25 protein-coding genes and 1 tRNA gene are annotated in these 25,019 nt (G+C 56.7%); 15 read left to right on the top strand and 11 right to left on the bottom strand.

The window, feature by feature from the left end; genetic code table 11:
- Both VI340_RS13575 and VI340_RS13570 read right to left on the bottom strand, forming a co-directional pair.
- Entirely contained in the window at positions 1 to 795 is a 795-nt protein-coding gene (locus VI340_RS13575; RefSeq protein ID WP_008307533.1) for a DUF5781 family protein, read from the bottom strand.
- Between the two features lie 66 nt (positions 796 to 861).
- Positions 862 to 2,055, bottom strand: coding sequence for a trans-sulfuration enzyme family protein (locus VI340_RS13570; protein WP_336358542.1), 1,194 nt, complete (start codon positions 2,053 to 2,055; stop codon positions 862 to 864).
- Between the two features lie 203 nt (positions 2,056 to 2,258).
- Here VI340_RS13570 and VI340_RS13565 point away from each other — a divergent pair, with 203 nt between their 5' ends.
- Positions 2,259 to 4,445, top strand: coding sequence for an elongation factor EF-2 (locus VI340_RS13565; protein WP_008307537.1), 2,187 nt, complete (start codon positions 2,259 to 2,261; stop codon positions 4,443 to 4,445).
- 195 nt (positions 4,446 to 4,640) lie between these two features.
- Here VI340_RS13565 and VI340_RS13560 read toward each other — a convergent pair whose 3' ends face one another.
- A complete protein-coding gene (locus VI340_RS13560) occupies positions 4,641 to 5,693 on the bottom strand; it encodes a peptidase (protein WP_336358732.1) in 1,053 nt (350 codons plus the stop codon).
- Positions 5,694 to 5,845: 152 nt separating this feature from the next.
- Between VI340_RS13560 and VI340_RS13555 the strand changes: the two genes are divergently transcribed.
- The 11 genes from VI340_RS13555 to VI340_RS13505 all read left to right on the top strand — a co-directional run bounded on the left by VI340_RS13555 (position 5,846) and on the right by VI340_RS13505 (position 13,805).
- Positions 5,846 to 6,067, top strand: coding sequence for a hypothetical protein (locus tag VI340_RS13555; RefSeq protein WP_004959077.1), 222 nt, complete (start codon positions 5,846 to 5,848; stop codon positions 6,065 to 6,067).
- 79 nt (positions 6,068 to 6,146) lie between these two features.
- Positions 6,147 to 6,680 carry an amino acid-binding protein gene (locus tag VI340_RS13550; RefSeq protein WP_008307542.1) on the top strand — a complete coding sequence of 178 codons (534 nt, stop codon included), beginning with the start codon at positions 6,147 to 6,149 and terminating at the stop codon, positions 6,678 to 6,680.
- Positions 6,677 to 7,621: a homoserine dehydrogenase gene (locus tag VI340_RS13545; protein WP_008307544.1), complete on the top strand. Its 945-nt coding sequence runs from the start codon at positions 6,677 to 6,679 to the stop codon at positions 7,619 to 7,621. Before VI340_RS13550 ends, VI340_RS13545 begins: the two co-directional genes overlap by 4 nt.
- Before the next feature lie 277 nt (positions 7,622 to 7,898).
- Positions 7,899 to 9,164, top strand: a complete 1,266-nt coding sequence (gene tuf, locus VI340_RS13540; protein WP_005537153.1) for a translation elongation factor EF-1 subunit alpha — start codon at positions 7,899 to 7,901, stop codon at positions 9,162 to 9,164.
- Between the two features lie 3 nt (positions 9,165 to 9,167).
- Positions 9,168 to 9,479, top strand: coding sequence for a 30S ribosomal protein S10 (gene rpsJ, locus VI340_RS13535; protein WP_004515425.1), 312 nt, complete (start codon positions 9,168 to 9,170; stop codon positions 9,477 to 9,479).
- Positions 9,480 to 9,617: 138 nt separating this feature from the next.
- Positions 9,618 to 9,689, top strand: a tRNA-Ala gene (locus tag VI340_RS13530).
- Between the two features lie 191 nt (positions 9,690 to 9,880).
- Positions 9,881 to 10,144, top strand: coding sequence for a DUF7563 family protein (locus VI340_RS13525; RefSeq protein ID WP_004590698.1), 264 nt, complete (start codon positions 9,881 to 9,883; stop codon positions 10,142 to 10,144).
- On the top strand, positions 10,141 to 10,338 hold the full coding sequence (locus VI340_RS13520) for a helix-turn-helix transcriptional regulator (RefSeq protein WP_336358541.1): 198 nt from the start codon (positions 10,141 to 10,143) through the stop codon (positions 10,336 to 10,338). Before VI340_RS13525 ends, VI340_RS13520 begins: the two co-directional genes overlap by 4 nt.
- Positions 10,339 to 10,480: 142 nt before the next feature.
- Positions 10,481 to 12,097 carry a DUF7845 domain-containing protein gene (locus VI340_RS13515; protein ID WP_336358540.1) on the top strand — a complete coding sequence of 539 codons (1,617 nt, stop codon included), beginning with the start codon at positions 10,481 to 10,483 and terminating at the stop codon, positions 12,095 to 12,097.
- 290 nt (positions 12,098 to 12,387) lie between these two features.
- The gene (locus VI340_RS13510; RefSeq protein ID WP_336358539.1) at positions 12,388 to 13,368 is read left to right on the top strand and encodes a hypothetical protein; all 981 of its coding nucleotides are present in this window, start codon (positions 12,388 to 12,390) and stop codon (positions 13,366 to 13,368) included.
- Positions 13,365 to 13,805, top strand: coding sequence for an AlbA family DNA-binding domain-containing protein (locus VI340_RS13505; protein ID WP_336358538.1), 441 nt, complete (start codon positions 13,365 to 13,367; stop codon positions 13,803 to 13,805). The genes VI340_RS13510 and VI340_RS13505 overlap by 4 nt, the downstream gene beginning before the upstream one ends.
- A gap of 554 nt (positions 13,806 to 14,359) precedes the next feature.
- On the opposite strand, the gene VI340_RS19860 is transcribed toward VI340_RS13505, so the two are convergent.
- The 7 genes from VI340_RS19860 to VI340_RS13475 form a co-directional block, all read right to left on the bottom strand.
- Positions 14,360 to 14,743 (bottom strand): hypothetical protein, encoded by a 384-nt coding sequence (locus VI340_RS19860; RefSeq protein ID WP_442905124.1) that lies wholly within the window; start codon positions 14,741 to 14,743, stop codon positions 14,360 to 14,362.
- 160 nt (positions 14,744 to 14,903) lie between these two features.
- Positions 14,904 to 16,079: a hypothetical protein gene (locus tag VI340_RS13500; RefSeq protein WP_336358537.1), complete on the bottom strand. Its 1,176-nt coding sequence runs from the start codon at positions 16,077 to 16,079 to the stop codon at positions 14,904 to 14,906.
- Positions 16,072 to 16,866: a hypothetical protein gene (locus VI340_RS13495; RefSeq protein ID WP_336358536.1), complete on the bottom strand. Its 795-nt coding sequence runs from the start codon at positions 16,864 to 16,866 to the stop codon at positions 16,072 to 16,074. Before VI340_RS13495 ends, VI340_RS13500 begins: the two co-directional genes overlap by 8 nt.
- A complete protein-coding gene (locus VI340_RS13490) occupies positions 16,863 to 17,414 on the bottom strand; it encodes a hypothetical protein (protein WP_336358535.1) in 552 nt (183 codons plus the stop codon). The genes VI340_RS13495 and VI340_RS13490 overlap by 4 nt, the downstream gene beginning before the upstream one ends.
- Positions 17,415 to 17,420: 6 nt before the next feature.
- A complete protein-coding gene (locus VI340_RS13485) occupies positions 17,421 to 19,211 on the bottom strand; it encodes a hypothetical protein (protein ID WP_336358534.1) in 1,791 nt (596 codons plus the stop codon).
- Positions 19,208 to 19,438 carry a hypothetical protein gene (locus VI340_RS13480; protein ID WP_336358533.1) on the bottom strand — a complete coding sequence of 77 codons (231 nt, stop codon included), beginning with the start codon at positions 19,436 to 19,438 and terminating at the stop codon, positions 19,208 to 19,210. Before VI340_RS13480 ends, VI340_RS13485 begins: the two co-directional genes overlap by 4 nt.
- Positions 19,439 to 19,443: 5 nt before the next feature.
- Positions 19,444 to 19,875, bottom strand: coding sequence for a hypothetical protein (locus VI340_RS13475; protein WP_049939178.1), 432 nt, complete (start codon positions 19,873 to 19,875; stop codon positions 19,444 to 19,446).
- Positions 19,876 to 19,997: 122 nt separating this feature from the next.
- Here VI340_RS13475 and VI340_RS13470 point away from each other — a divergent pair, with 122 nt between their 5' ends.
- Entirely contained in the window at positions 19,998 to 20,180 is a 183-nt protein-coding gene (locus VI340_RS13470; RefSeq protein WP_005537171.1) for a hypothetical protein, read from the top strand.
- Between the two features lie 223 nt (positions 20,181 to 20,403).
- Positions 20,404 to 20,661 carry a DUF7386 family protein gene (locus tag VI340_RS19855; protein ID WP_442905123.1) on the top strand — a complete coding sequence of 86 codons (258 nt, stop codon included), beginning with the start codon at positions 20,404 to 20,406 and terminating at the stop codon, positions 20,659 to 20,661.
- 15 nt (positions 20,662 to 20,676) lie between these two features.
- Here the strand turns inward: VI340_RS19855 and VI340_RS13460 are convergent, their stop codons facing one another.
- Positions 20,677 to 23,604: an ATP-dependent helicase gene (locus tag VI340_RS13460; protein ID WP_336358531.1), complete on the bottom strand. Its 2,928-nt coding sequence runs from the start codon at positions 23,602 to 23,604 to the stop codon at positions 20,677 to 20,679.
- Between the two features lie 220 nt (positions 23,605 to 23,824).
- Here VI340_RS13460 and VI340_RS13455 point away from each other — a divergent pair, with 220 nt between their 5' ends.
- On the top strand, positions 23,825 to 24,973 hold the full coding sequence (locus VI340_RS13455; RefSeq protein ID WP_336358530.1) for a DNA cytosine methyltransferase: 1,149 nt from the start codon (positions 23,825 to 23,827) through the stop codon (positions 24,971 to 24,973).
- Positions 24,974 to 25,019: the final 46 nt, after the last annotated feature.

The following is a 25,019-nucleotide window of genomic DNA, read 5'->3' as shown; positions in this document are numbered from 1 at the left end:
TCAGTCTGCCGCTCGGCCGCCGCCGCCGGCGTACGCGCGAGTCACGTCGACGAGCGCCTTCCGGAACTCGGACTCGTTCGGCTCGGGCGACAGCGAGGCGAAGTGGCGCTTGAACTCCGTGAGGTCGACCGATTCGGCGTCCTGGGCCGCGGCGTGGGCGAGGTCGTACAGCCGGTGGTCCGGTTCGACCAGGTCGTGGCGCTCACACAGCGCAAGGGCGAACGCCGCATTGACGGCCGTGATATCCGGGTCTGCAGCCGGCGTCAGCCGTGCGGCCGGTTCGCTGGGGTGGCGCACTCGGGTCGGTGACGTCGAGCGGTCCCAGGTCGGCGGATCGCCGGGGCGGTCCGCGACGGCGGCCGCGAGGCTGGCTTCCAGAAACGGGACCAGTTTGTCGCCGGGCACCACTGGCATCCAGATATCGTCGGCGTAGACGTCTTTCATGTGGTTGGCGATCTGGTAACAGTGCGTGAGCTTTCGCTGTTCGACCGAACGCCCCGCCAGCGCGAGGTAGATGGCTTCTCGCGTCGATTGTGTGTGCGACGGATGCCCGCATTCGTGGTGGTGCATGTGTGCGTACTCGTGTAACGCCAGCTCGCGGGCCATCGCGCTCGTCGCGGCCTGGCGGGAGATTGTCAGCCGGTGGGCGTCGTCGCTGTGGCTGACGCGGGTACGTTCATCAGGATCCTCTCGGACCCGGACTGTCACTGGTCGTTTCAGGTCGTGTTCCGTCGAGAAGAGGTCCCGCGCCCCGAGAAACGGTTCGGCCGGCCCACCCTGCACGTGCACGTCCATGTGTCACTTTCTCATGGGCCACAGAGCTATTAATCCACGGGTGGGGGCAGCGTTCGCACGCAGCGCTCAGGACTCAAGCGCCGCGAAACCGCGCTCCAGATCCGCCCGGAGGTCCTCGACATCCTCGATACCGACTGAAAGGCGGATGAGCGTATCAGAGATGCCGAGTTCGTCCCGCGCCGCCGGTGAGAGCGGTTCGTGCGTCATCGCCGCCGGAAGCTCCGCTAGACTTTCGACGCCGCCAAGGCTGACTGCCAGCGTCACCGTCTCTAGAGCTTCGAGAAATTGTTTTGCGTCGGCCATGTCTCCGGCCAGTTCGAACGAGAGCACGCCGCCAAAGCCCTGCATCTGCTCGCGAGCCAGGTCGTGCTGCGGGTGGCTCTCTAACCCTGGGTAGTGGACCGTTTCGACGTGCTCGTGGTCGTCGAGGTACTGCGCAAGGGCCATGGCGTTGTTCTCGTGGCGAGTCATCCGGACGCCCAGCGTTTTGATACCTCGTGAGATGAGATAGCTGTCGAACGGGGCGAGCATATTCCCGAGGGCGATTTGCTGGCGGAACTCTACCCGCTCGGCGACCTCGGGGTCGTCGGTAATCAATGCGCCGCCAACAGCATCGCTGTGGCCGTTGAGGTACTTCGTTGTGCTGTGGACCACCAGGTCCGCACCGAGCGACAGCGGCTGTTGGAAGTACGGACTCGCGAAGGTGTTGTCGACCCCGACCGTCGCGTCGTAGTCGGCGGCGACGGCCGCAATCGCATCGATATCACAGAGTTTTATCAACGGATTTGTCGGGGTCTCGACCCAGACTAACTCCGTTGCCGGCGTCATCGCGGCCGCGACAGCGTCGGCGTCAGTCGCGTCGACGAACTCCACGTCGACGCCAAGCTGGTCCCGGAACAGCGTTTCGAACATCCGTCGCGTGCCCGCGTACAGGTCGTCGAACGCAACGACGTGGTCGCCCGGTTCGACCAGTGAGAGCACCGCTGTTGCAACGGCCGCTGTCCCCGAACTGAAGGCATAGGCCCGCTCTCCGTCCTCTAGCGCGGCTAATTCCTGTTCGAGGCCGTGTCGTGTCGGGTTCGACAGCCGCGAGTAGAGGAACTCGCCTTCACCGGGGTCGACGTCCTCAAGAGACAGGTCCGTATCGAGCCCGGCCAGTTCGTAGGTCGACGAGAGGTGTATCGGGAGCGTGACATCCCCTGCTGCTGACGCCGTCTCGGTATCGACTGCAATCGTGTCGAGGTGTGGACGTCGAGTCATACGCTTCCGTCTGCTGGCTGGCGCTAATACCTTTGCAATCATTACTCATCCGACTGCAAATAATTATAATCGCTGGGTATACTCCTCTGACTGCGAGCGATTGCTAATGCGAGACTATCCCACGCGAACGGCCGAATTTCAAGCGGTCACGGCCGTAGTGAAACACTATCCTTTTGACCCTGCTGTTGATAGAAAGCTGTATAATGGGCCGACGTAAGAAAATCGTCCAAGAATGTGAGACACTGATGGACGATCCGGAGCACATCCGGAACATCGCCATCGCTGCTCACGTCGATCACGGAAAGACGACACTGACAGACAATCTGCTGGCCGGTGCCGGCATGATTTCCGACGACACCGCCGGCGAACAGCTGGCGATGGACACTGAGGAAGACGAACAGGAACGTGGGATTACCATCGACGCGGCTAACGTTTCGATGACCCACGAATACGAGGACCAGAACCACCTCATCAACCTCATCGACACCCCCGGCCACGTCGACTTCGGTGGCGACGTGACCCGTGCGATGCGTGCCGTCGACGGCGCGCTGGTGGTCGTCGACGCCGTCGAGGGCGCGATGCCCCAGACCGAGACGGTGCTCCGGCAGGCGCTCCGCGAGGGCGTCAAGCCGACGCTGTTCATCAACAAGGTCGACCGCCTTATCTCCGAGCTTCAGGAAGGACCCGAGGAGATGCAGGAGCGCCTGCTCGCGGTCATTCAGGACGTCAACGACCTCATCCGCGGTATGACCGAGGAGATGGACGACATCGAGGACTGGACGGTTTCCGTCGAGGAAGGGACCGTCGGCTTCGGCTCCGCGTTGTACAAGTGGGGCGTCTCGATGCCGTCGATGCAGCGGACCGGCATGGACTTCGGCGAAATCATGGAGCTCGAGCGCAACGACAACCGCCAGGAACTCCACGAGCGCACGCCGCTGTCCGACGTGGTGCTCGACATGGTGTGTGAGCACTTCCCGAACCCTGTCGACGCCCAGCCGATGCGCGTGCCGCGTATCTGGCGTGGCGACGCCGAATCCCAGCTCGCCGAGGACATGGCGATGGTCAACGAGGACGGCGAAGTCGTCCTGATGGTTACCGACATCGGTGTCGACCCCCACGCTGGCGAAATCGCCGCCGGTCGTGTCTTCTCCGGCACGCTGGAGAAGGGCCAGGAGCTGTACGTCTCCGGAACTGCGGGCAAGAACCGCATCCAGAGCGTCGGTATCTACATGGGTGGCGAGCGCGAGGAAGTCGAGCACGTTCCCGCCGGGAACATCGCCGCCGTCACGGGCCTCAAGGACGCCATCGCTGGCTCCACCGTCTCCAGCGAGGAGATGACGCCGTTCGAGTCCATCGAGCACATCTCGGAGCCGGTCATCACGAAGTCCGTCGAGGCACAGAACATGGACGACCTGCCGAAGCTCATCGAGACGCTCCAGCAGGTCGCCAAGGAAGACCCGACCATTCAGGTCGAGATTAACGAGGACACCGGCGAGCACCTCATCTCCGGGCAGGGTGAACTCCACCTGGAAGTCATCGGCCAGCGTATCGAGCGCAACCAGGGCATCCCGATCAACACCGGTGAGCCGATTGTTGTCTACCGCGAGGCCCCGCAGGCAGACAGCCGCGAAGTCGAAGGTCGGTCGCCGAACAACCACAACCGCTTCTACATCAGCATCGAGCCGCTCGGCGAGGACATCGTCGAGACCATCAAGATGGGCGAGGCGTCGATGGACATGCCAGAACTGGAGCGCCGTGAAGCGCTGCAGGAGGCCGGCATGGACAAGGACGACTCCCAGAACATCGAGCACATCCACGGGACCAACATCCTGCTCGACGAGACGAAGGGTATCCAGCACCTCAACGAGACGATGGAACTCGTCATCGAAGGCCTCGAAGAAGCCCTCGACGACGGCCCGCTCGCGTCCGAGCCGGTCCAGGGGTCGCTCATCCGTCTCCACGACGCTCGCCTCCACGAGGACGCCATCCACCGCGGCCCGGCCCAGGTCATCCCGGCCGTCCGCGAGGCTGTCCACAACGCGCTCATCGACGCCAGCATCAAGCTGCTGGAGCCGATTCAGCAGGTCCGCATCGACGTGCCCAACGACCACATGGGCGCTGCGAGCGGCGAGATCCAGGGCCGCCGTGGCCGCGTCGACGACATGTACCAGGAAGGCGACCTGATGGTCGTCGAAGGCGTCGCGCCGGTCGACGAGATGATTGGCTTCTCCTCCGACATCCGCTCGGCCACTGAGGGCCGTGCTTCCTGGAACACCGAGAACGCCGGCTTCCAGGTCCTCGCCGACAATCTCCAGCCGGACAAGATCAGCGAGATCCGCGAGCGCAAGGGCATGAAGCAGGAACTGAACCCGGCTATCGACTACTTCTAAGTACCTTTTTACTTCGTCGGGTTTCCTCGCGCCGCCGACGGCGGCGCTGCGGGAACCACTCCTCGTAAAAATCTACGCTAAAAACGACCTCCGAGTCGCGCTCTGCGAGCGCGCTCGGAGTGAAACCGCGCGCCGTCGGCGCACGGTATGCCTTCCCGCGCTTTGACCCCTCTTTGTTCCGCCACCGAACAGCTCTCACTCTCCCGCTTGTCCCCGCAACCGGTCGATTCGGTTCCCCAGCGGTGGCGATTTCGAGAACGGGTTCGCGAGCCGTCGTCTCGACGGTTCCATGTCGTGGATGTCGGCGTACCGTTCGAGGGCGTCCGCGACGGCACCCGGGCCGACGCGCTCGGCCGCGTAATCGTCGGCGGCCCGAACCCCGCGGCGGGTGACCCACTGGCTGACGACGATGAGTCCGAGACTCGCGCCGACGAGGGGCCACAGCGGGCCGATGCCGGCCAGTGCCACGAACAGCGGAACTACTGCGACGAGCAGGCCGCCGACGACCCGGGCAAGGACTCGGGCGTTCTGGCGGCCGGCCTGGACTGCGAGCAGGGCCGTCGCCGTCTCGTCGTCGAACACGTCGAGGAACGTGCTCGTCAGGAACAGGCGACGATAGCCGGGGACGCCGCGCACGGTCACGTTCGCGGTTCTCTCATGTTCGGTGTCGAACACCCGGACGTCTCGGACAGTCAGTCCCGCACGCTCTTTGAGTCGCTCCAGCGTCTCCGCTGTCGGTTCGTCCGGCCTATCGACCGACCGCACTAGCGGGATGAACCACGGTGAGACGGCCTGTACGGTGACAGCGAAAACGGCAACGAGAGCCAGCAGTCCGGGGGGCGACAGCCCGGCTTCGAGCGGCACCACGACGACAGTCACCAACGCAGTGATTCCGAGGACGTACCGCCCCATCCGGACCACCGCCCGCCCTGTCGAGAGTTCGATGTCACGAACGCTGCGGATACCCGGGACAGTCGGCGCGTAGGCGGCCAGTCCGACGGTGCCGGCGGCGAGTAGCTCGGCGAACGTCGCTACCACTGCTCCGACGACTCCGGGCTGCCCGCCGGCAATCAAGTGGCCGAGTCCGAGCAACAGAAAGACGACGTACGACAGCAGCGTAAACGGGAGTATGATAGCGAGGAACAACTGCCGGTATCTGGCGACGGGGTTCGAGAGTCGTCGTACGACCGCGCTTCCGAGCGCGCCGATGCCCGCTCCGACGACGGCGAACGTTCCGACGGCGAGCAGCGCTGCACCTGTCGACAGCGATGTGGCTTGGAGGGCGTACACATACGAATCCCTCTGCTGTCAGGCAAAAAAACGTAGCGTTCACCTGTCTGTATCCGGCACGAGTAGGGTTGAGCCCCACGTTTAGGTCAACCGACGTCGAACAGCACGGTATGAGCGACCGCCTGCATCAGATTGTGGACCTTCTCGTCGCTGCTGTCATCGCCGGCACGTCGACGTTCATTTGGAGTTTCGTCCTGCCGACGGGGCTGGCACTGACGCTTGCGGGGATGTTCGCGGCGATGTACTACTTTTCACGCAATCCCTGGGGGTCGCCTCGCGGCGAGGCGTACAACGAGTGGATCGACGACCTGTACGACCGCTTTCTGCCGTGAGACCAAACGAACGGTTTCTTATACGTGCCCCTGCTGAGTCATCCACAATGAGCCGAGATACTCAGGAGGTGAGCGGGCGATGAGCGACTCGACCGACGAGGTACGGTCCTACACAGTTCGGCTGGAGCTGGTCGACGAACCGGGCGAACTGCTGCGGGCGCTCGAGCCCATCGCCACGAACGGCGGGAACCTCCTCTCTATCTTCCACGAGCGGGGGAACGTGACCCCGCGGGGCCACATTCCCGTGGAGGTCGACCTGGAGGCGACCCCCGAGCGGTTCGACGGGATCGTCGACGCCCTCCGGGACGCGGGCATCAACGTCATCCAGGCCGGGGCAGAGCAGTACAGCGAGGCGCTGACGATCATCCTCACCGGCCACCTCGTCAACACAGACCTCTCTGACACACTTTCGCGGATTCACGAATCTACTGACGCGACCGTGACCGACCTCTCGCTGTCGGCACCGGAGGGAACCGACGACGCCTCCAGCGCGCGCATCCGACTGGCGACCGAGGAAGGGGCAGTCGACGAGACGATGACTTCGATTCGTGCTGTCGCCGACGAGAAGGGGCTCCACGTCATCGAGCCGCTCGCTGCGGGAGGTGAGGCATGAGACTCGCCGTCATCGGAGCCGGCGCAGTCGGATCCAGCGTCGTCGAATTAGCGAGCGACCACGGCCATTCGGTCACCGCGTTCGCTGACTCCAGTAGTGCCGTCATCGACAGCGCCGGCATCGACACTGCCGAGGTGCTCGACCGGAAGCGAACCGACGGCGTTGTCGGCAGTGCCGCACCCGAAGACGCGCTTTCGGCCGAGTACGACGTACTCGTCGAGGCGACGCCGACGACGCTCGGCGACGCCGAACCGGGATTCAGCCACGTTCAGGCCGCGCTTGAACGAGACTGCCACGCCGTGCTGGCGAACAAAGGCCCGGTCGCAGAGCGGTACGCCGACGTTCGCGCGCTGGAACGCGAGAGCGAGGGGGGCGTGCTGTTCGAGGCAACCGTCGGCGGTGCGATGCCGGTCCTCTCGACCATCGACGACTTCGACCCGAGCCACATCACCGCCGTCCGCGGGGTGCTCAACGGGACGGCGAATTTCATCCTCTCCCGGATGGCGACCGAGGGTCTCGATTACGAGCACGTCCTCGCGGAGGCACAGGACCTCGGCGTCGCCGAGGCCGACCCGACCTTCGACGTCGACGGCACCGACGCGGCGCTGAAAGGCGTCATCATCGCGAACGTCCTGGCCGATGACGAGACGGAATACACGCTCGACGACGCCGAAGTCGAGGGCATTCAGGATATCTCCGGCAGTGCGCTCGAACTCGCACGGGCTGACGGCCGGACCGTTCGGCTCATCGCCGAGGTCGTCGAGGGCTCCGTCCGCGTCGGCCCGCGGCTCGTTCCGGACAACGCGCCGCTTGCCGTCTCGGGGACCCGCAACATCGCTCAGCTGGAAACCGAGCACGCCGGCCAACTCAACATTTCCGGCCGCGGTGCCGGCGGCCCGGAGACGGCGAGCGCGGTGCTTGCCGATATCGGCCGACTGTAACGAGACAGCGGGATTTCCGACACGCCCGCATCGTTCTCTTATTCACTGTGCTTCCCTCAGTTGGCAGTCCCGTTTGTCACTCCGAAGGACACAAACCCGGCCGTGACTGTCGGTATCGGTCGTTCTCCCTGACCAAGCTATTGGGTGCCACACTACCATGCCATGTCGTGCCGAATCGCAAGAAAGCGACGGGCTGACGCTTACACGCTTTCGAAATCGTTTTATGAACCACCAGCTAATAAACCCGATACAGCGCCTCTGCGCGTGAGAGATAACAATGAGCGACGAACAACACCAGAACCTGGCCATTATCGGCCACGTCGACCACGGGAAGAGCACGCTCGTCGGCCGACTCCTGTACGAGACAGGATCGGTACCGGAGCACGTCATCGAACAGCACAAGGAAGAAGCCGAGGAGAAGGGCAAGGGCGGATTCGAGTTCGCCTACGTCATGGACAACCTCGCCGAAGAGCGTGAGCGTGGTGTCACCATCGACATCGCCCACCAGGAGTTCAGCACCGACGCCTACGATTTCACCATCGTGGACTGTCCTGGTCACCGCGACTTCGTGAAGAACATGATTACCGGCGCGTCCCAGGCCGACAACGCCGTCCTGGTCGTCGCCGCGGACGACGGCGTTCAGCCGCAGACCCAGGAGCACGTGTTCCTGGCCCGCACCCTGGGCATCGGCGAGCTCGTCGTCGGTGTCAACAAGATGGACCTCGTCGACTACGGCGAGTCCGAGTACAAGCAGGTCGTCGAAGAGGTCAAGGACCTCCTCACTCAGGTCCGCTTCGACCCTGACAACGCCAAGTTCATCCCGCTCTCGGCGTTCGAAGGCGACAATGTCGCCGAGGAGTCCGAGAACACGGACTGGTACGACGGCGAAATCCTGCTGGAAGCACTCAACAACCTGCCGGCTCCGGAGCCGCCGACGGACGCGCCGCTCCGACTGCCGATTCAGGACGTCTACACCATCTCCGGTATCGGTACGGTCCCGGTCGGCCGTGTCGAGACGGGTATCCTGAACACCGGCGACAACGTCAGCTTCCAGCCGTCTGACGTCTCCGGTGAAGTGAAGACCGTCGAGATGCACCACGAGGAAGTCCCGAAGGCCGAGCCCGGTGACAACGTCGGGTTCAACGTCCGCGGCGTCGGCAAGGACGACATCCGACGCGGTGACGTCTGTGGTCCGGCCGACGACCCGCCATCGGTCGCCGAGACCTTCCAGGCCCAGATCGTCGTGATGCAGCACCCGTCCGTCATCACGGAAGGGTACACGCCGGTCTTCCACGCCCACACGGCACAGGTCGCCTGTACTGTCGAGTCCATCGACAAGAAGATCGACCCGTCCTCCGGCGAGGTCGCCGAGGAGAACCCCGACTTCATCCAGAACGGGGACGCTGCCGTCGTGACGGTCCGCCCACAGAAGCCGCTCAGCATCGAGCCGTCCTCCGAGATTCCGGAGCTCGGTTCGTTCGCTATCCGCGACATGGGTCAGACCATCGCCGCCGGCAAAGTCCTCAGCGTCAACGAGCGATAACGTATGTCCCAGCAGGCACGCGTTCGGCTCGCGGGCACAAGCCCCGAGGACCTCGACGACATCTGCGCCGACGTGCGGGAGATTGCGAACAAGACCGGGGTCGAACTCTCCGGTCCGGTTCCGCTCCCCACCAAGACGCTTGAGGTTCCCACCCGCAAGTCCCCCGACGGCGAGGGGACCGCGACGTGGGAACACTGGGAGATGCGCGTCCACAAGCGGCTCATCGATATCGACGCCGACGAACGGGCACTGCGCCAGCTGATGCGCATCCAGGTTCCCAACGACGTCTCCATCGAGATCGTCCTCGAGGACTGAGCCTCGGGGCCTGTCGCTTCGCGACAGCGTCGTTGTGCCACCCGTCCGAACCGCTGGCCGGGACAGTGTGAATCGCTATCGAAGGCCGCTCTCACGCGCAGGGTTTTTATAACTCCGCGTTCGAGTGGCAGACCACGCGGGCTCGTAGATCAGTGGCAGATCGCTTCCTTCGCAAGGAAGAGGCCCCGGGTTCAAATCCCGGCGAGTCCATAGCGTTACTTCGTTCTGGCGAACTATCCCGAAAAGCGTCGGCTACGCCCTTCTATCTGATTCTTACTCGCAGATCCTTCTGCGTATAAACTCGAAATCAAATCGAACCACGAACGGTTACGAATCATTTGGGGTGCAGTCTTGCGATTTTGCGAAGGATTTGGCCGCTTCCCGAGCGGGGGTGGTTTCTCTTGAGTAACCGACTTGTCGAGAACGCAACTATCGAGAAGTCGAACTGCCAGCACTGCGGGGCACATGTCTCGCGTGACTTCCGGCGGACCTTCGGCGATGGCGATGATATCGCCCACCGCTGTCCAGCCTGTGACTGTATGCCCCGTATCTCGCGGGGAACTGCAGCTGGGAAAGAACTCGACTACCCCGATCCGGAAGACCAGCCACAGCGGAATCAGGGCGGTCGAGTGGAAGCCCGGACTGACGGAGGTGAGAGTCTGTGAGCCCACAGTCTTCGCTGTTCGATTACGAACCGGACCTGTCGCCACTGACTGACGCCGAGCGAGAGGTGTACGAGGCTGTGGGCATGGGCCAGTATGGGCCGCGCGAGTACGCCCGGAAGACTGGCCGTTCACCCGGTACTGTGGGCAACCTCCTTGGTCGTGCTCGTGAGAAACTGGAAGTGATTCCGGCGTGACTGGGTTCGTCCGCGCCTCAGAATTGTACGATGTCGAAGCGGGTGAACCCCTTCAGTTCGACTGGACGAATCTCCAACCGCTTGCGGAGAGTCAAGCCGAGGTCGAGCGGGCGGTGGCCGCCGTCAAGACTGACGGGGGGCGATGCGAACGATAGGGCTGGCCCCTCACGAACTCCATGCCAATCTCCTGTTCAATAGCGACGGCCTTGCGCCGTTTTTCGCGATGGACAGCGAGGTGAAGGCTGGTGAGGGGTCAAAGAGCGGCGAGTTCCTGCAGGACGGCGAGCAGTGGGTCGTTCGCCTCTCCTACCAGGACAGCAATATCGTTCACCCCGGCGAGCGGACGCCACAGGGAACGGACTGGCAGCTGCAGAACATGCGCGAGTACCGGCTGAAGGTCGCCCGTCATCCCGAAGAGGATTCGGTCGGCCAGCAGGATTTCGTGGCTCACGTCGCTCCACGCTGGCCCGGGATGCAGGGCGAACGTGACGACGGCAGCCGTATCGAAATTCCCGTTCCGGACGGCTTCGGCGAAGGTGTGAACGTCCGCGTGAAAGGGTCGAATATCGAGTTCCACCGATATCCCGAGCTACTGCAGCGTGCGGCCATCGAGATCGGCGTCACCGGTCGGTACTTCGAGGAGCCACATCCCTACAGCAACGTTCAGGACGCCGAGAAGTACGCCCGGGTTCATCGCGACGCCAGTGGGCCGGTCCACGCTCGCGACGGGCCGATTGCGGCGATGGGCCACCTGTTAGAATCCGACCGTCGCGGCTATCGGAAGATCGTCCAGAACGATGACGACGAACGCGGACGGAACCTGCCAGGATACTACCACACGGCCACACTCGGCCCGAAGCGAATTCGAGAGGCGTTCCCCGACCACCACCTCCCCAAGGAGGTGAAGCACTACTACGCCCGTGAGGCGCTGTCTGTGCCCGACGACCATCCGCTATCCCACCCGAAGGTCGGTTCGTCCCTGCAGGCATCGCTGCTGGATGATGACGAGACTGTCCGGTGGCGCGACTTGGAGACGCTGGAACAGGAGTTAGATCAGACCGTGCTGTCGGTACTGGCTGATGCGGGTATCGATATCTCACCGTCGGATTCCGGCCCATTCGTCGAAGATTCGTACTTCGAGCCGGCGGTAGACCACTCCGGTCCCGAACCGGTCGGACTGGACCTGACGCGAGTCGAGCAGAAGCAGGAGAGTGTCGTCGTGCGCCATCTCTCAGACGGACTCTCGCCGGTGCAGTGGGAAGCCTTGGAGATGTTGGTGGCAGACGGCGGGCAGGTTGCTCCGGCGGATATCGCCGACGAGTACGGCCGTCATGTTGAGAGTGTTCGGCGAGCGCTTCGAGAGATGGAAGACTTGGTGATATCGGACTACGCCGATGTGTCTCTCCGGTCGGAGTACGTCGCGGAGATGGTTCACGCCGCCGTTGATGAAGCGCGTGAAGCCACTCGGCGAGCCGTAGATACTGCGGCGAAGGCCGCAGAAGCAGCCGAGCGTGGGCTGGAGAACACGATGAGCGCGTTCATCGCGTGGGCCGCCCGCCACGGTGTTGATGTGAACGACGCCCGCGAGGCACAGATGACCCTGCGGTTCGGGGAGATCGAGAAGCACGGGAAGGCAATTCGCGAGGGCTTCCGGGTGTGGAAAGACGCGGGGATGCCCGAAGAGCGCTACCGGCAGGCCCAGGTTCAGCTCGCAGACGGTTCGCGAGGGACGGCCTGGCGCTGGCTGGCTACCGAGTAGCGGCCCGCCTGCTGAGAGGCATCACTGTCCAGCACCCCGAAAATACCGCTTGTTTTGCCGTTTTCTCTCCCTGTTCGGCACGATCGCCGACGTGATCGAGGCGCGACCGAGCCAATGGCCCGGCCGTCGCCCGAACGGAATCAAACCCGGGGGGTTGTGATTCCGTTTAGAGGTGTGGCTAAGGCCACATCATCAAAACACACCGCTACAGCTTCTCGGTTTCAGAGTTCTGCCTATACTATCAATAAATAGTACCTACCTTTTTATTCGATTCAATTCTACATCTGTTTATGAAATCAGATGAGTCTTTCAGCTACGATGGATATCTCGTATTTAATGAGATACTGTCTTTCAGTGAGACGGAATCTATCGACTCTTTACTGAGTAAATGTCCTCTATTTGAAGATCTCGTAAATGTAGAAGAGTCTCCTGTTGGAATTACAAAGCAACCGTTCACTGAGTATTATCCTGCTCCGGATATTCATCCAAATAGCTACGAACACGATTTATTAGAAGAAGTAACGGAAGTGAAAGTTAGGAATGAAACATTCGAGAAAGTAACCGGTTTGAATGATGAGGGTGAAATACAAGAACTCGCTGTTAGATCCGTAGAGTCCACTGACAGCTATTGGGTCCACCCTAATTTTGTGCTGATTCGCGGAAGCAAAAGTGAATCTAGTCGTGCAAAAAATAACTTTCAGGAATGGACTGGCAAACACAATTCTTTCAAGTCTCTTGACTTTGACTCTGACTTCCTCTTATGGTTGTTTTACAATGCCTGCCACGATGGTTCAATATCCGGTAATTTCAAGATTGACACACTCACAGATGCTAAAATAACTGGAGGCAAGTCGACCGACTTTGGAGAAATGAACCGTGCTTCAGAATCTGAAGACATCACTCGCTCTACCCAAGTTTTATTATCTATCTTAACTGTACAAGGTGAATTGACTATGCTAGGAGGTATGTTTAATTATAATAATAACTACATTTCAGCAGATATATCTGAGAATGGGAGAATTCATATCAAGGCCAACTCGGGCGATATAAAGACGTTTTCTGATTTGAGACGGGTCCTCATTTCTGTAGACTTTGTAAGAGAACTCGCATTTATATACGAATATTGGGAAGGTCTTCAACCAAACGAAAGGTATCCTCCACTGGAATTTTTTGAAGATCTTAAGGACAGAATATCTGAGCCGGGTACTGAATTTGAGTTGTCGCTTGACCCAGTAATCGAAAAGTATCGAGAGAAGCGTAATCAGCAATGAATTGGGGAGAGAGTTCGGGTGAAACACCGCTTGAGGAAAAAGACATACACAATGCCAAGAGTCAATCACAACCAGAAGTACTTACTTTTTTTCCACAAGTGCCGGAAGACGACTTCAAGTTAGCACGGAAAGCTGTTGAATTTTCAAATCATAAAGGCGGAACAATATTCATTGGAATATCGGGAGAAGGCAAATTCACTGGTGTAGGTGATCCAAGCGAAGTTGAAGTTGAAGTTGGAGTCCTCTTAGAAGACCGCATTGAAGGTGATTTCCGATACCATACTTTTACTTATGATATTGATGGGTGCGGTATAATTGAAGTCCGTATCAAAACATATGAGACACTTCCCTGCAGCGTGGACGGAAAGTTCTACAAGTGGAAACCAGTACCAAGACCTCTATCACCTCGTGAAGTTAGAGAATTAATGCTTGACTGAGCACATCAAAATTAACACTGGATTCAACAAATTGGATAACGCTACTTCCACTCTGCCAAATCAATATTGCAGCAATGAAAATGTACAATAACCAAAAGAAGTAGGATAAAAGATTCCTGAGTGTAATAAGTATAATGACCTTTTTTAGATCACTGCGTATCTGTTTCTGTCTTTCTTCATTGGGAATATGATAATGGCTATCCTCTTGTTCTATACCGTATTGTTTAATCCGTTGAACCAATCTAAAATGATAATTTTCAGTGATATACCCAAGTGTGGACTCATCAATTTCCTCAAAATTAGCAATTGCGTTCCTATCTATTTTGAACCGCTGGAGTGAATTCTTATGAACAGATCTAATCTTTGAGCGTTCACGGATACTGCGGCGAAAATCTGGAAACAACCGGAACAGTAGCTCAACAATTTTGCTTGACATCTTAATTTAGACTATGAGGTGAGATTATCCATGTGATATATAAGTAGTTATTGTTGAGAAGCAGTAAATAGTTAATCCACCCCATTGACTTTCGTACGTTGGATATTGTTTCAAATATTTAGTAGCAAATTTCAGATAAACTTATTTTAGCCTGACTAGCATTTCTATGATTTCCGCCACCATGCCAGTTCAAGTTAGGTAACCGAGATGAATGCTTCATCTTCGAGTTTAACAATTCTATACCTCGTCCACGCACTCTATAAACACCAAAAACGTACCACCCGTTCACAGACCGCAACTTCTCGTGGTACTGATCGTAGAGTTTGAACGTCCCTGGTTGTCCATCGCTGTGCCGATGCATAGCGGCCTTGATTTCAACCGGTGTTCCGTCGGGTCGCTTCGCGTCGTGCCAGCTGCACCGATCTAATTCGAGGTTGTACCGCTTGGCGGCTTTCCGCTCGACGAGCGTGCCGTAGTGATTGGCCTTATGGCTTCGACTCATTCGCGCACCTCGCGTGCGTCATATATAGATACTCCTCCGGGCTGTGCTCGGCCGTTGCCCATGGCTCGCGCGTGCTCGCACCGCGAGCGCACGCCATGGGCCAACAACAGGGCTGCGCCGGGGGGTTGGTTGTTGTTGGGTTGCTCGAATCCTGCCGCAGTCATGCGGTTAGCTCCGTCACCTCACCAACCACGTTTCGATGCTTTCCGTCGTCCTGATACTCGTTCCAGCGCTGTCGGATCCATTCGGCGCTGTACGGTACGAAATCGGCAATCTCGTGGTTTGGTCTGTCCGGTTCAGACTCCTTGGCCGTGATGACTGTGTAGATCGCAAGCTTCCGAGAGAGGTCTTCCGGGTCTACCTCGTCACCGTCATCCTCGCCGCTCGACCAGGACCACGTAGTCGGTTCCTTGTCGTCGTATCGCCAATCCGTCTCGGGAATACCAGATACGGAGAAAATCGGGTTGACGCCCTTCCGGTTCCGCACGTCTTCGTAGAAGGTCGCCTCTTTCAACCCTTCCTTGTGGACACAGACACCGAGTTCCCGAACGAGCGGATGTACGTCACGGCCGTCGTGACCGATAATGATGAGCGATCCGCCGTACTTCCGTATTTTGTACGTGAGCGGCCCGAGCTTGGTCTTGGTATCGTAGCCGTCTTTCCCGCTCCCGCCTGCGTTGCTACTGGCTTCGTCGAAGATGAATAGCTTCGGAACCTGTTCGTTGTGCATCGGGTCACCGTCCTGTTTCAGCCACTCGTTCAGTTCGCCGTAGTTAGCGAGCCAGCCGTCACGACAATCTCCGTCCGAGTCGGTCCACTCGTCGGTCTCTTCGAGTGTGCGGATGTTCGATGCGACAAGTGCGTCCGAGGGCTGCTGTTCCTTCCAGAGCTGTCCGAGTAGACAGGCGAAATTCGACTTCCCTGTACCTGGTTCGGCCCATTCGTAGAACATCGGTGCGGGACCCGTCATCTGTGCCCGGAGCTGGTCGATAGCCTTGATACCGGAGATATCGGCCCGCTGGCCGGCATCACCAGTGAAATGCTTGAGCGACTGCATATCTCCGTTCGCCATGGCCCGCCGTGCTGTTTCAGTGCCTTCGATGCGGACGATTTCCCGAACGTGCGAGAGGTCCTTGGCCTGACCTGGCATCTTCTCTGGCCGGTCACAGTGTCGCGGGTCGTAGTGGGTTTCGAGAATCGAGAGGTAGCGGGATAGCTTTTCATCGCGAACGATTCCAGCGTGTTGGTGTACCTCGTCGGGATCACGTTGGCCGTAGCCATCCTGATACTCGCGAAACTGTGCGGGCGTATAGAGGTCGTTGCCGTCGTCAGTCATCGTTTAGTCGTGGGTCCTGCGGTTGCTCGTTGGCCGGTTCGTCCTGCCCATAGCCCACAGCGGCGTCTGCTGTTGGGTCGGGCGCGTCGGTGAGATCGTGGATAGTGGGTGCGTCTTCGGGATCTTCACCGTCTTCGATGAGGTCGCCGAAGGTTTCTTTTGCCGCTGTTTTCTGGATCATCTGGCCGCGTTCGTTGGCCTCGGCGTCGGCGGTGACGAGCTTCTTTTGCAGTTCGACACTGCCACGACTCCACCGACCGCGGATCGCGGCGAGTTCTTCGGCGCGGTCGATAAGCCAGCCGTGAATGTCCTGCATCTGCTTCTTGCTGGTCATCAGCTGGGTGTCTTGGCAACCTTCCAGCCAGACGCCCTCGACGCGGAGCTGGCCGATGTCTTCGAGATACTCGTACTCGCGGACGGCCCACGCACTCCCACCGTTGACGGGGTACGGATTGGGGCCGTCGATCTCTTTCTCACGCCAGAGTTCCGGCGGGACGTAGTACTTCTCGGTGGTGTCTTCGACGGCGTTGACGTGATGGACTTCGACCCAGTTACGCCTGCGAAGCCAGCGGGCGATCTTCGCACCGACGAGATAGCAGGGAATCGCCAGCACAAGCCAGCCGACGGCGACGGCGGGAATCCACGTCGGCAGGGTCGGCAATTGTGGCTGGTAGTATGCGAACAGCACGGCTGCACCGGCGAGCATCCCACCGATGAGTAGCTTGTACTCGGCAAGCAGGTAGACAAGCCGGTCGCGGTTGTTCTGGAAGGTCGGTGCAGGTTTCATGCTACCTCCGGACGGCCGTTCTCACCGCGAATGACGTTGTAGCCAGCGACGATCATCCAGATAAACGCGACAGTTGCCCCGGCGAGCCACGCCTGTAACGACGACAGCGCACGGAGGATGTCGAGCCCGCCACCGGAGGGCTGTTGGACGATTTCGGCGTACAGTGGCGTGTTCGCCGTGGAAATAGCGACACCGATGTAGCCGTCCTTCTCGGTGACGGGAATCTCGACAGTAGCGGTATCGTCCGAGCGCATGGCGACGGTGCGGACGGGAATCTTCCCGCCTTCTTGGAATCGGCCGGCGTCGGAGATCGTCACGGTCTGGACTCCGCTCGACCGGAGCGTGATGCGGGCGATACCCTCTTCCGGTAGGTACTCCGAGCCGACGATCTCGGTCTGTCCGTCGATGCGAGTGGTGTCGGTAGCGTTGGCTGTGGGCTGTGGGCCGGGTGTTTCGGCGGGGAGATTCCCTGCGGACTGTGCGGCGGTCGGGACGCTGACGCAGCCAAGGCTGACCACGAGCAGCGCGACGAAGAAAATGGAACGCATGGGTGGTTAGTCCTGTAGCACGACAACAGCGAGCAGTGTGCCGATGATGGCTAACGCCGCGATGGGGCTGACACTACCACCACCGAGCAGACCACCGCCAGCAGACTGCTGTAGAGCCTTTTCACGAGCTTCAATCTGTACGCGCCGGTACGCCAGGTCCTCGTACTGCTGTTTCAGTTCGGTAACGTTGGTTGTTTCATAGGTGGTTTTCTGGATAGTGACATTCTCAGCGGTCTCACCGCTCGTAGTGGTGATTTTGTCGATAGTGAACGTCCCGTTTAACTCTACGATTTGGTCACTGGTGACGACGTACTGCGTGCCGCCGATGTTCGCGGTATCGTAGGTCGATCCGTTCTCGAACTGTCCGCTGGCGGGGTTTTCCTGAGAGAACAGCACGCCCTCGTACTGCGTGCCGTCTCCAGTGGTGACGTTGAAGCTCCCGATCTGGTCGAAGTTCTCCGGGGAGTTTGTTCCGAGTAGGGTGAGCTGCGCGGCGGTCCAGCCCTGGAAGTCGTCGCCTGCCGACTGCTGGGACGCCAGCACGTAGGGGTCTACGAGGTCGCTGTTGTTGATTTCGCCGTTCTGATAGGCGTTATAGGTATTTTCGGCCAGCGTATCCATGTCGTTTTGTACCTGCGTGTTTTGAGACTCTATCGCGTCCATTTGAGTCTTATACCCCGCGAAATCAACGAATAAGAACTGGTCGCCGTCGTTAGTAGACTTAACGACCAATCCATCAGTAGTGTACTGGTCGGAGCCAGATTCAACGTGGGTCGACCTGCCATCCTCAGGACCGACCGTGGTAGACCCGCTCCCGCTAGCCCGAGATATCTTCACAGTTTGCACAGACTTGGATGTGCCATTAACCAACTCTACAGAGGTTGATCCGAACGAGTTGATTGTTGGGCTTGCCCCTCCACGGTCATCAACAGTTAGCTCAGGAGCAACGAACTGATAATCAATCCCCGATTCGGTATCAGCAATGCCAAACCAATACTCAGTGTTTGACATTTGAAGGTCCCACTCGGTCAGCAGATTATCTTCTTTGACAGCGTAGTAGTCCGCTACTGCGGATTTAGCCTCAGTCTTTGCTGCCGCCTTGCTACTACCGTTATTCAGGGCCTTGATATAGGCGTTCTTACCGATAATCCGTGCCTGAATCTTTGTATCGGACAGGTAGTTATCCAGCGTGGTGTGGTAGTTCGTTGCCTGTGCCTTGCTGTTCTGAGCGGACTGGTAGATGTCCAGCTTCGTTTGTGAGGCATCCGTACCCGTCGTGTTGACGGTTGTACTCCCGGGCTGTGCCGTGCAGTCCAGATTATCGACACCACTCACCATATTACCGATTTTGTCGGACGTGTCGCAGGTAGTATCAGAGTCGCCGCCGGTGGTCCCGACAACGGTACGAACGAGGTTCACCCCGCCGAGAACCCCGCTCCGAGAGTCGAACATCGGTTCGCCGCCGGAGTAATCCGACACCGTGACGTTCACCGATTCATACGCGCCCTCGTTGTAGAACAGCAATTGATCTTCTTTGAGGTTCGCGGTGTTGTACGTCTCACGGGCTAAGACGGTCGTCCCGGTGGACGGGCCGCCCTGCGTGGTGTACTCGACGGTGAACTCCGTGCCACCGTCGAGATTGCTGGTATCAACAATCAGCGTCGTTGGGGAACCGGTGTACTCGTAGGTGACTGGTCCGCTATCGGTGGCTGTCTGTGCCAGTGCGGGACCGACAGCCCCGACGACGGCGGAACAGACGATGAGTGCGGCGAGCAGGACGGAGCGGGCGCGGGTCACTGTTCCCGGCCCCCGTCGGTTTCGACCTGCTCGACGCTGGTGCGAACCTTTTGGTCGTCAGCGCCGGCGGCGGTATCCTTCTGCTGTGCGTGGTGCGCGGCGATCACACCGCCGGCGATGACGACGGGACTGACGACGGGGAGCGGGGAGCCGATGACAGCCGCGGCAATTGTGGACCCAGAGACGCCGATGACGCCCATAAGCCCATAGCTAAGTATGCGGTCCATCGGATTCACCCCAGGTAACTGATGACGTAGTAGCCGGCGGCCTCGACGCCAACGACGACAAGGCCGATTGCGGCCGAACCGACCACGATATCCTGCGCGCCGAGGATGTTCAGCCCGGTGAACAAGACGATGACGAGCGTCCCGAGCGCGAGGTAGGTCTCGACAGTGGCCGATCCCTTGGCGATCTCGACGAGATCGGTGTCGAGCTGGTAGTTTTTGTTACGACTTTCGTTCACGCGGTTGGTGGCGTATGCCATCGCCAGGGCGGCGAGCGACAGCAGGAACGCGAGGTCGATGCTCGTGCCCTGGACAGTGAACACAGAGGCAGCGAGATCGTAGCCGAGCAGACTGATTGAAGCGATACCGTTGGTGACGAACGCGCTGGCGGTGAAAATCACACCGGCCAGGGCGTCTTCGATGTCTATCTTTCCGAACATGGGTTGCACCGGCCGTGAGTACGACCGTATTCCGGCCGTGCAGTCTGCTGGCTAGAAAGCACCGAATCGCGGTATTCCCGGGACTCAGTAAATTTTAGTATCGGGACTGCACCGCCGGTGGCATGGAGATGCGAAAACTCTCCCCGGCAGGCGGCTGTGTGACCGTCTCGATACCGATAGACGATCTCCGCGAGCGTGGTGTCGTCGACGAGGATGGCGAGCTGGTGGGCAACCACTGGGCGAAGGTCGAGAGTCTCGACCAGGACGACGAGGGCGACTACCGATTAGAGTTGGTCAGCCCATGATGCGAGCCCGATCCCACGGGGTCAGACTCAGATGTAACGCCAATCCTCGATGTATGCACCTGTGGGCTGTGGGCCGTGGGCTACGGTGCATAGAATCGAACCGGTCAGGCTGGGAGGTCGCCCCGATCACGCCGACGCCCCTGCCCCAGTTTATGAAGAATCACCCTGTCGCTCACTCCAGAACGACGCGAACCAACCCCCGGTACATACACTCGTTTAAACAATGACCCGACGTACCAGCCTCAAGATCACTGACGAACGGCAGCGACTACTGGATAAGGCGAGTGCAATTGTCGCGAGAGATCAGCACGATGATCCGCCAATGTCTGACGTATTGGATGCAGCGCTGACCCACCTGGTCGAGAGTGAGGAGAATATCCAGAAAGCGCGTGATGATCTGGATCCCGAGATGATTCAGCAGTTCAACACCAGCGTTCTTGGATTGCGGTATCGGACAAGTGTGGAGAGTCGGTGGCGGTAAGGGTTGTCTGGCTTGTTAGTCTGCCTCGGAGTGGGCACAGATGTCGTTAAAGTCGCATTCACTACAGACCTTCTCGGAAGGCTCTGGATGGAAGTCTCGGTCCATGATTTTTTCTACATGGTTATCAACTAGCAGACCTACTCGATCCAAATTAGTGTCATCTAGATCGACCGGAAGCCGGTGGGGGTTTTCAGATCCGGATTCCGTTGCATCTTGATCTAGATAGTGAACATATCCATCTGTTACATTTGGATCCAGCTCTTCCCGCGTAGCAAGTCCATATAACTGAACTTGGAACCTTGCATCTCTGAGTTTCTCTGGTTCCTCATCTCCTACGGGTCTTTCTGATGTTTTGAAGTCGACTATGTCAATCTCTTCAACTTCTTTTGTATGTGGATCCCGTTTTTCAAGCAAATCAATGTCACCTGAAACGATAGCCGCTCCATCAGAGTCATTATCGCCGATTACGATTTCAAATGGGACCTCTGATCGATATGCGGCTAGCATATCATCTTGGTATTCCTGCGTGTACGTGCTAAGAATGTCCTGAGCGGAGTCCCGTAGGTTATTTTCTATCTCACCGGCTGCATATCTCAAGTGGAAGCGATCAGGATCTTGTACTAACTCCCTGATCTCGCCTGGCGATATCGGGAGTGTGAATTGGTCCTGCTCGTATCTTTCGTGAATTTCACGGAGGACATCGTGAATTGCAAAACCATACCCAAAGGCTTGGTCAATAGGTGGTGCAAATCCATATATGTCCCTAAGTTTAAAATTATATGGACATTTTTGATAGTATCTTAATTCACTAAATGATGTTGGGTAAATGTATTCTTTGTCACTATTTTCAATCTCTCTTTGTTCCCGTGGCGCTGGGTCTGGAACAGGATCGTACAAGACACCGGGATGGTCGATCTTTCGTAGTTCTTCATAATATGGGGATTCTGATTGACGGGGGGAATAGCCGATATTATATTCAGATCCGGTTATGTGCAAGAATTTCTCGCCTCTCGTTAAAGCGACATAGCAGAGCCGGCGTAGTTCCTCTTCTGTTGCCTCGTATTCGGCCTCATAATTGAATATATCTCTAGGAATCCATTCTAAACTCTCGGGTCGAGCATAAGCTCGAGGAATCAGAGGCTTGTTGTTGAATTTTTTTGTTGTGAGTGAAGGGACAAAAACGGCGGGATATTCCATCCCCTTGGCACCATGGATAGTTAGCAGGTCAACAGCATCCAGCAGAGTCTCGTCCTCCACATTGGCATCACCGAAGTAGTAAGACTGGTCCAAAAATTCAACTAGCTCAGTAATCTGATCCGGGAATATAATCTCATAGACCCGCTCAAACTCTTTAATTAGCTCACTAACTTTACCTAGGTTATACATGATTGATTCTGGGAACGGATCCGGATCTTCGTCTTCGGAAATCCGTGTTCCAACGCCCATCGCAACCAAGAGATCTTGTAGCTCTTCTTGCGGCTCAATACGCCTACTGGAAGGATCTGAATACCAGTTACGCCTATCTTTCAGGAATGATATTATTTTTTCTTCACTTGAAGCGATCAAATCAATATCTCGGATTGACTGTCGTAGTTCTCTTTCTGAAACCTGCTTCCATTCAATCTCATCATTAACGTGTGAGGTTGCCTCAACATCAACAACCTGGAAACTGGGATTTTCGCCTCTTGCAATAAAACCGAATGCTAAGCGAATGAAATTCGAAATTGGATGGGCGAAGATATTCTTTTGTCCCCGAATCGTGAATGGAATATCTCTTTCCTGTAACGCATCCTGATAGGCTTCCATATCCGCCCGACGCCGGAATAGAATCCCGATATCCCCCGGGTGGAGTGTCTGTTTTTCTCCTTCCGAATCTTCATATACCGTCCCAATCAACTCCTCAATTCTATCTAATACAAATTCTATTTCTTCAGTCTCTTGTTCAAAGTAATTTTGATACACGTCACCGACTTCAAAGCCGGTAGAACTCTCCATAGGCTTCGAGATACGATTACTGTTTTGTCCAATAAATTCTTCAACCAGATCTACAATGAGTTCTGTGGATCGGTAGTTTTCGGCAAGCACTTCTTTTTCTGCTTGATATCGCTTCTCAAAAGTGAGGAAATTTTCCGGTTTGGCACCCCGCCACCCATAAATAGACTGATCATCGTCACCTACTACACAGAGATTTTTGTCTTCACCGGCAAGGAGTTGGATCAAGTGCTCCTGTATCTCGTTTACGTCCTGATATTCGTCGACGATAATGTACTTATACTCGTCTCTAACCTCTTCCAATATCTCAGGATCACTTTCCAATAATTCGACAGTTCGATAGATGAGTTCCTGATAATCAAAGAAGTGATACTGCTCTAACAAATCCTGGTAATTATCATATGACTCAATTAGATTTCGAGCCTTTTTGTCGGTAGATTCACGGACATCATCAACAATTTCCTCACGTCGGAGTATATTAATGTCTTCTTTGAACCAATCTATTTTCTTGTATTTTGCATCCCTTACTCTTGGCTTGTTGTTATCTAAACCGATCCTTCTGAAATGCTCCGAAATGAAAGCACGTTGTTCATTATCAGTCAACAAATCATATGTTTGTTCATTTTCACCATATTCAGTCAGAACTTCCTGACAAAATGCGTGAATCGTGTCGACAAACATGTCGCCCAACGTCTGGTTTTCTAAGCCAGCTTCCTCCATCCAGTACCTAATTCGAACTTTGAGCTCTTCAGCTGCGTTTTCGGTAAAAGTAGTAGCCAATATCTGATCGCGAGGAGTACCGTCACTGACCATTTCTGCAATTCGAGCCGAAATTGTATGCGTCTTTCCTGAGCCCGCACAGGCTATGACTTGTAGTGGTCCATCGCGGTGTTCAATAACTCTCTTTTGATTTTCACTCCAAGGAAACTCGGTTTCGAAGACGCTATTCATTGTGTCGTCACAAGAAGTGATAATGGTAAAAAAGTATCCCAGAAGCGGAATCTATCTAGAGCAAACTTGGATAAGGATTGAACACATTAATTCCAATTAGAAATAGTAGGAAATGTATTAATTACATAGTCAACCGCGGTCTGGCGATTTTCTGTTTGTCGGAGGGTTTCGCCGGCGTCCCAATCTTGATACTTAAGCCGCTGTATTTACCAATAACCAAATGTCTAAAGATACGTTCAAAATAGTAGATCTATTCAGTGGTGCCGGGGGGTTCTCACTAGGTTTCGATAATCCAGAATGTTTAAACGGGATAGGAAATCTTGGATACTCAGATCTCGGTTTTGATGACTTTAGTTTTGAGACGATACTTGCGGTTGATCAGTATGATGCGGCAGCAGAAACTGTCAAGGAGAATTTTGATGCCGATGTTATCCAAAACGATATATCTGAAATATCAGGATTTAGGCAATGGTCACACGCTGATATAGTGTTAGGAGGACCCCCCTGTCAAGGATTTTCGAATCTAAATAGTAGTAAGACAGATGAGCTGGATGACGACAGAAACACACTCTGGCGGGAGTTTTTTAAAGCGGTCTCAGACATTGATCCAGAAGTCTTCTTATTAGAAAACGTACCTCGATTCCTCTCATCAAAGGAGGGTCTGGATGCAGTCCGAACTGCAAAAAAGATGGGATACACTACTATTGTGGATACTCTCTCTGCGGAAGAGTATGGGGTGCCACAGCGTCGAGAACGTGGGTTCATATTTGGAAGTAAATCGGGGACACCTTTCTTCCCAATGCCCACTACAAAAACGGCTCCAACAGTCCGAGAGGCGATAGGAGATCTACCAAGAGAACCAACTGATGAGAACTGGCATGATAGTCGCAACTTCTCTGATCTGACGATCAAACGGATGAAACAAATTCCAGAAGGAGGAAATCGGTTTGATTTGTCACCAGACCTTCTACCAGATTGCTGGAAGGACTATGAAGACTCAGGGCACGACTTATTTGGTCGACTACTATGGGACGAGCCAGCTGTCACTATCAGAACAGGATTTCATAAACCGATGAAAGGACGGCATATACATCCTGATCCGTCCACCCATCGAGCGCTTACTGTTAGAGAGGGTGCACGTCTCCAGACAATTCCTGATGATTTCGATTTCAGTAACCCTTATCAGGTCCATGTGACCAATCTTATAGGAAATGCTGTCCCACCAAAACTCTCATATGAAATTGCCCGTGCAGTAGGTGCACACCTACAGGGACAGACAGGGCAAATGATGGCTAAACCAGAAACCGAACACCAGGCCTTTGATAAAGCACTGAGGGAAATTCCCAATCCCAGAGCTTTATCGACCTAGGATCTGGCTTTACTTATCCGCAGAAGTACGTACGAACCACGACTTG

The sequence above is a fragment of the Haloarcula sp. CGMCC 1.6347 genome (assembly GCF_037078395.1).
GTDB lineage: Archaea > Halobacteriota > Halobacteria > Halobacteriales > Haloarculaceae > Haloarcula > Haloarcula amylolytica.
The sequence above is the reverse complement of the archived record's forward strand: the minus strand, read 5'-3'. Positions and strand labels throughout refer to the sequence as shown.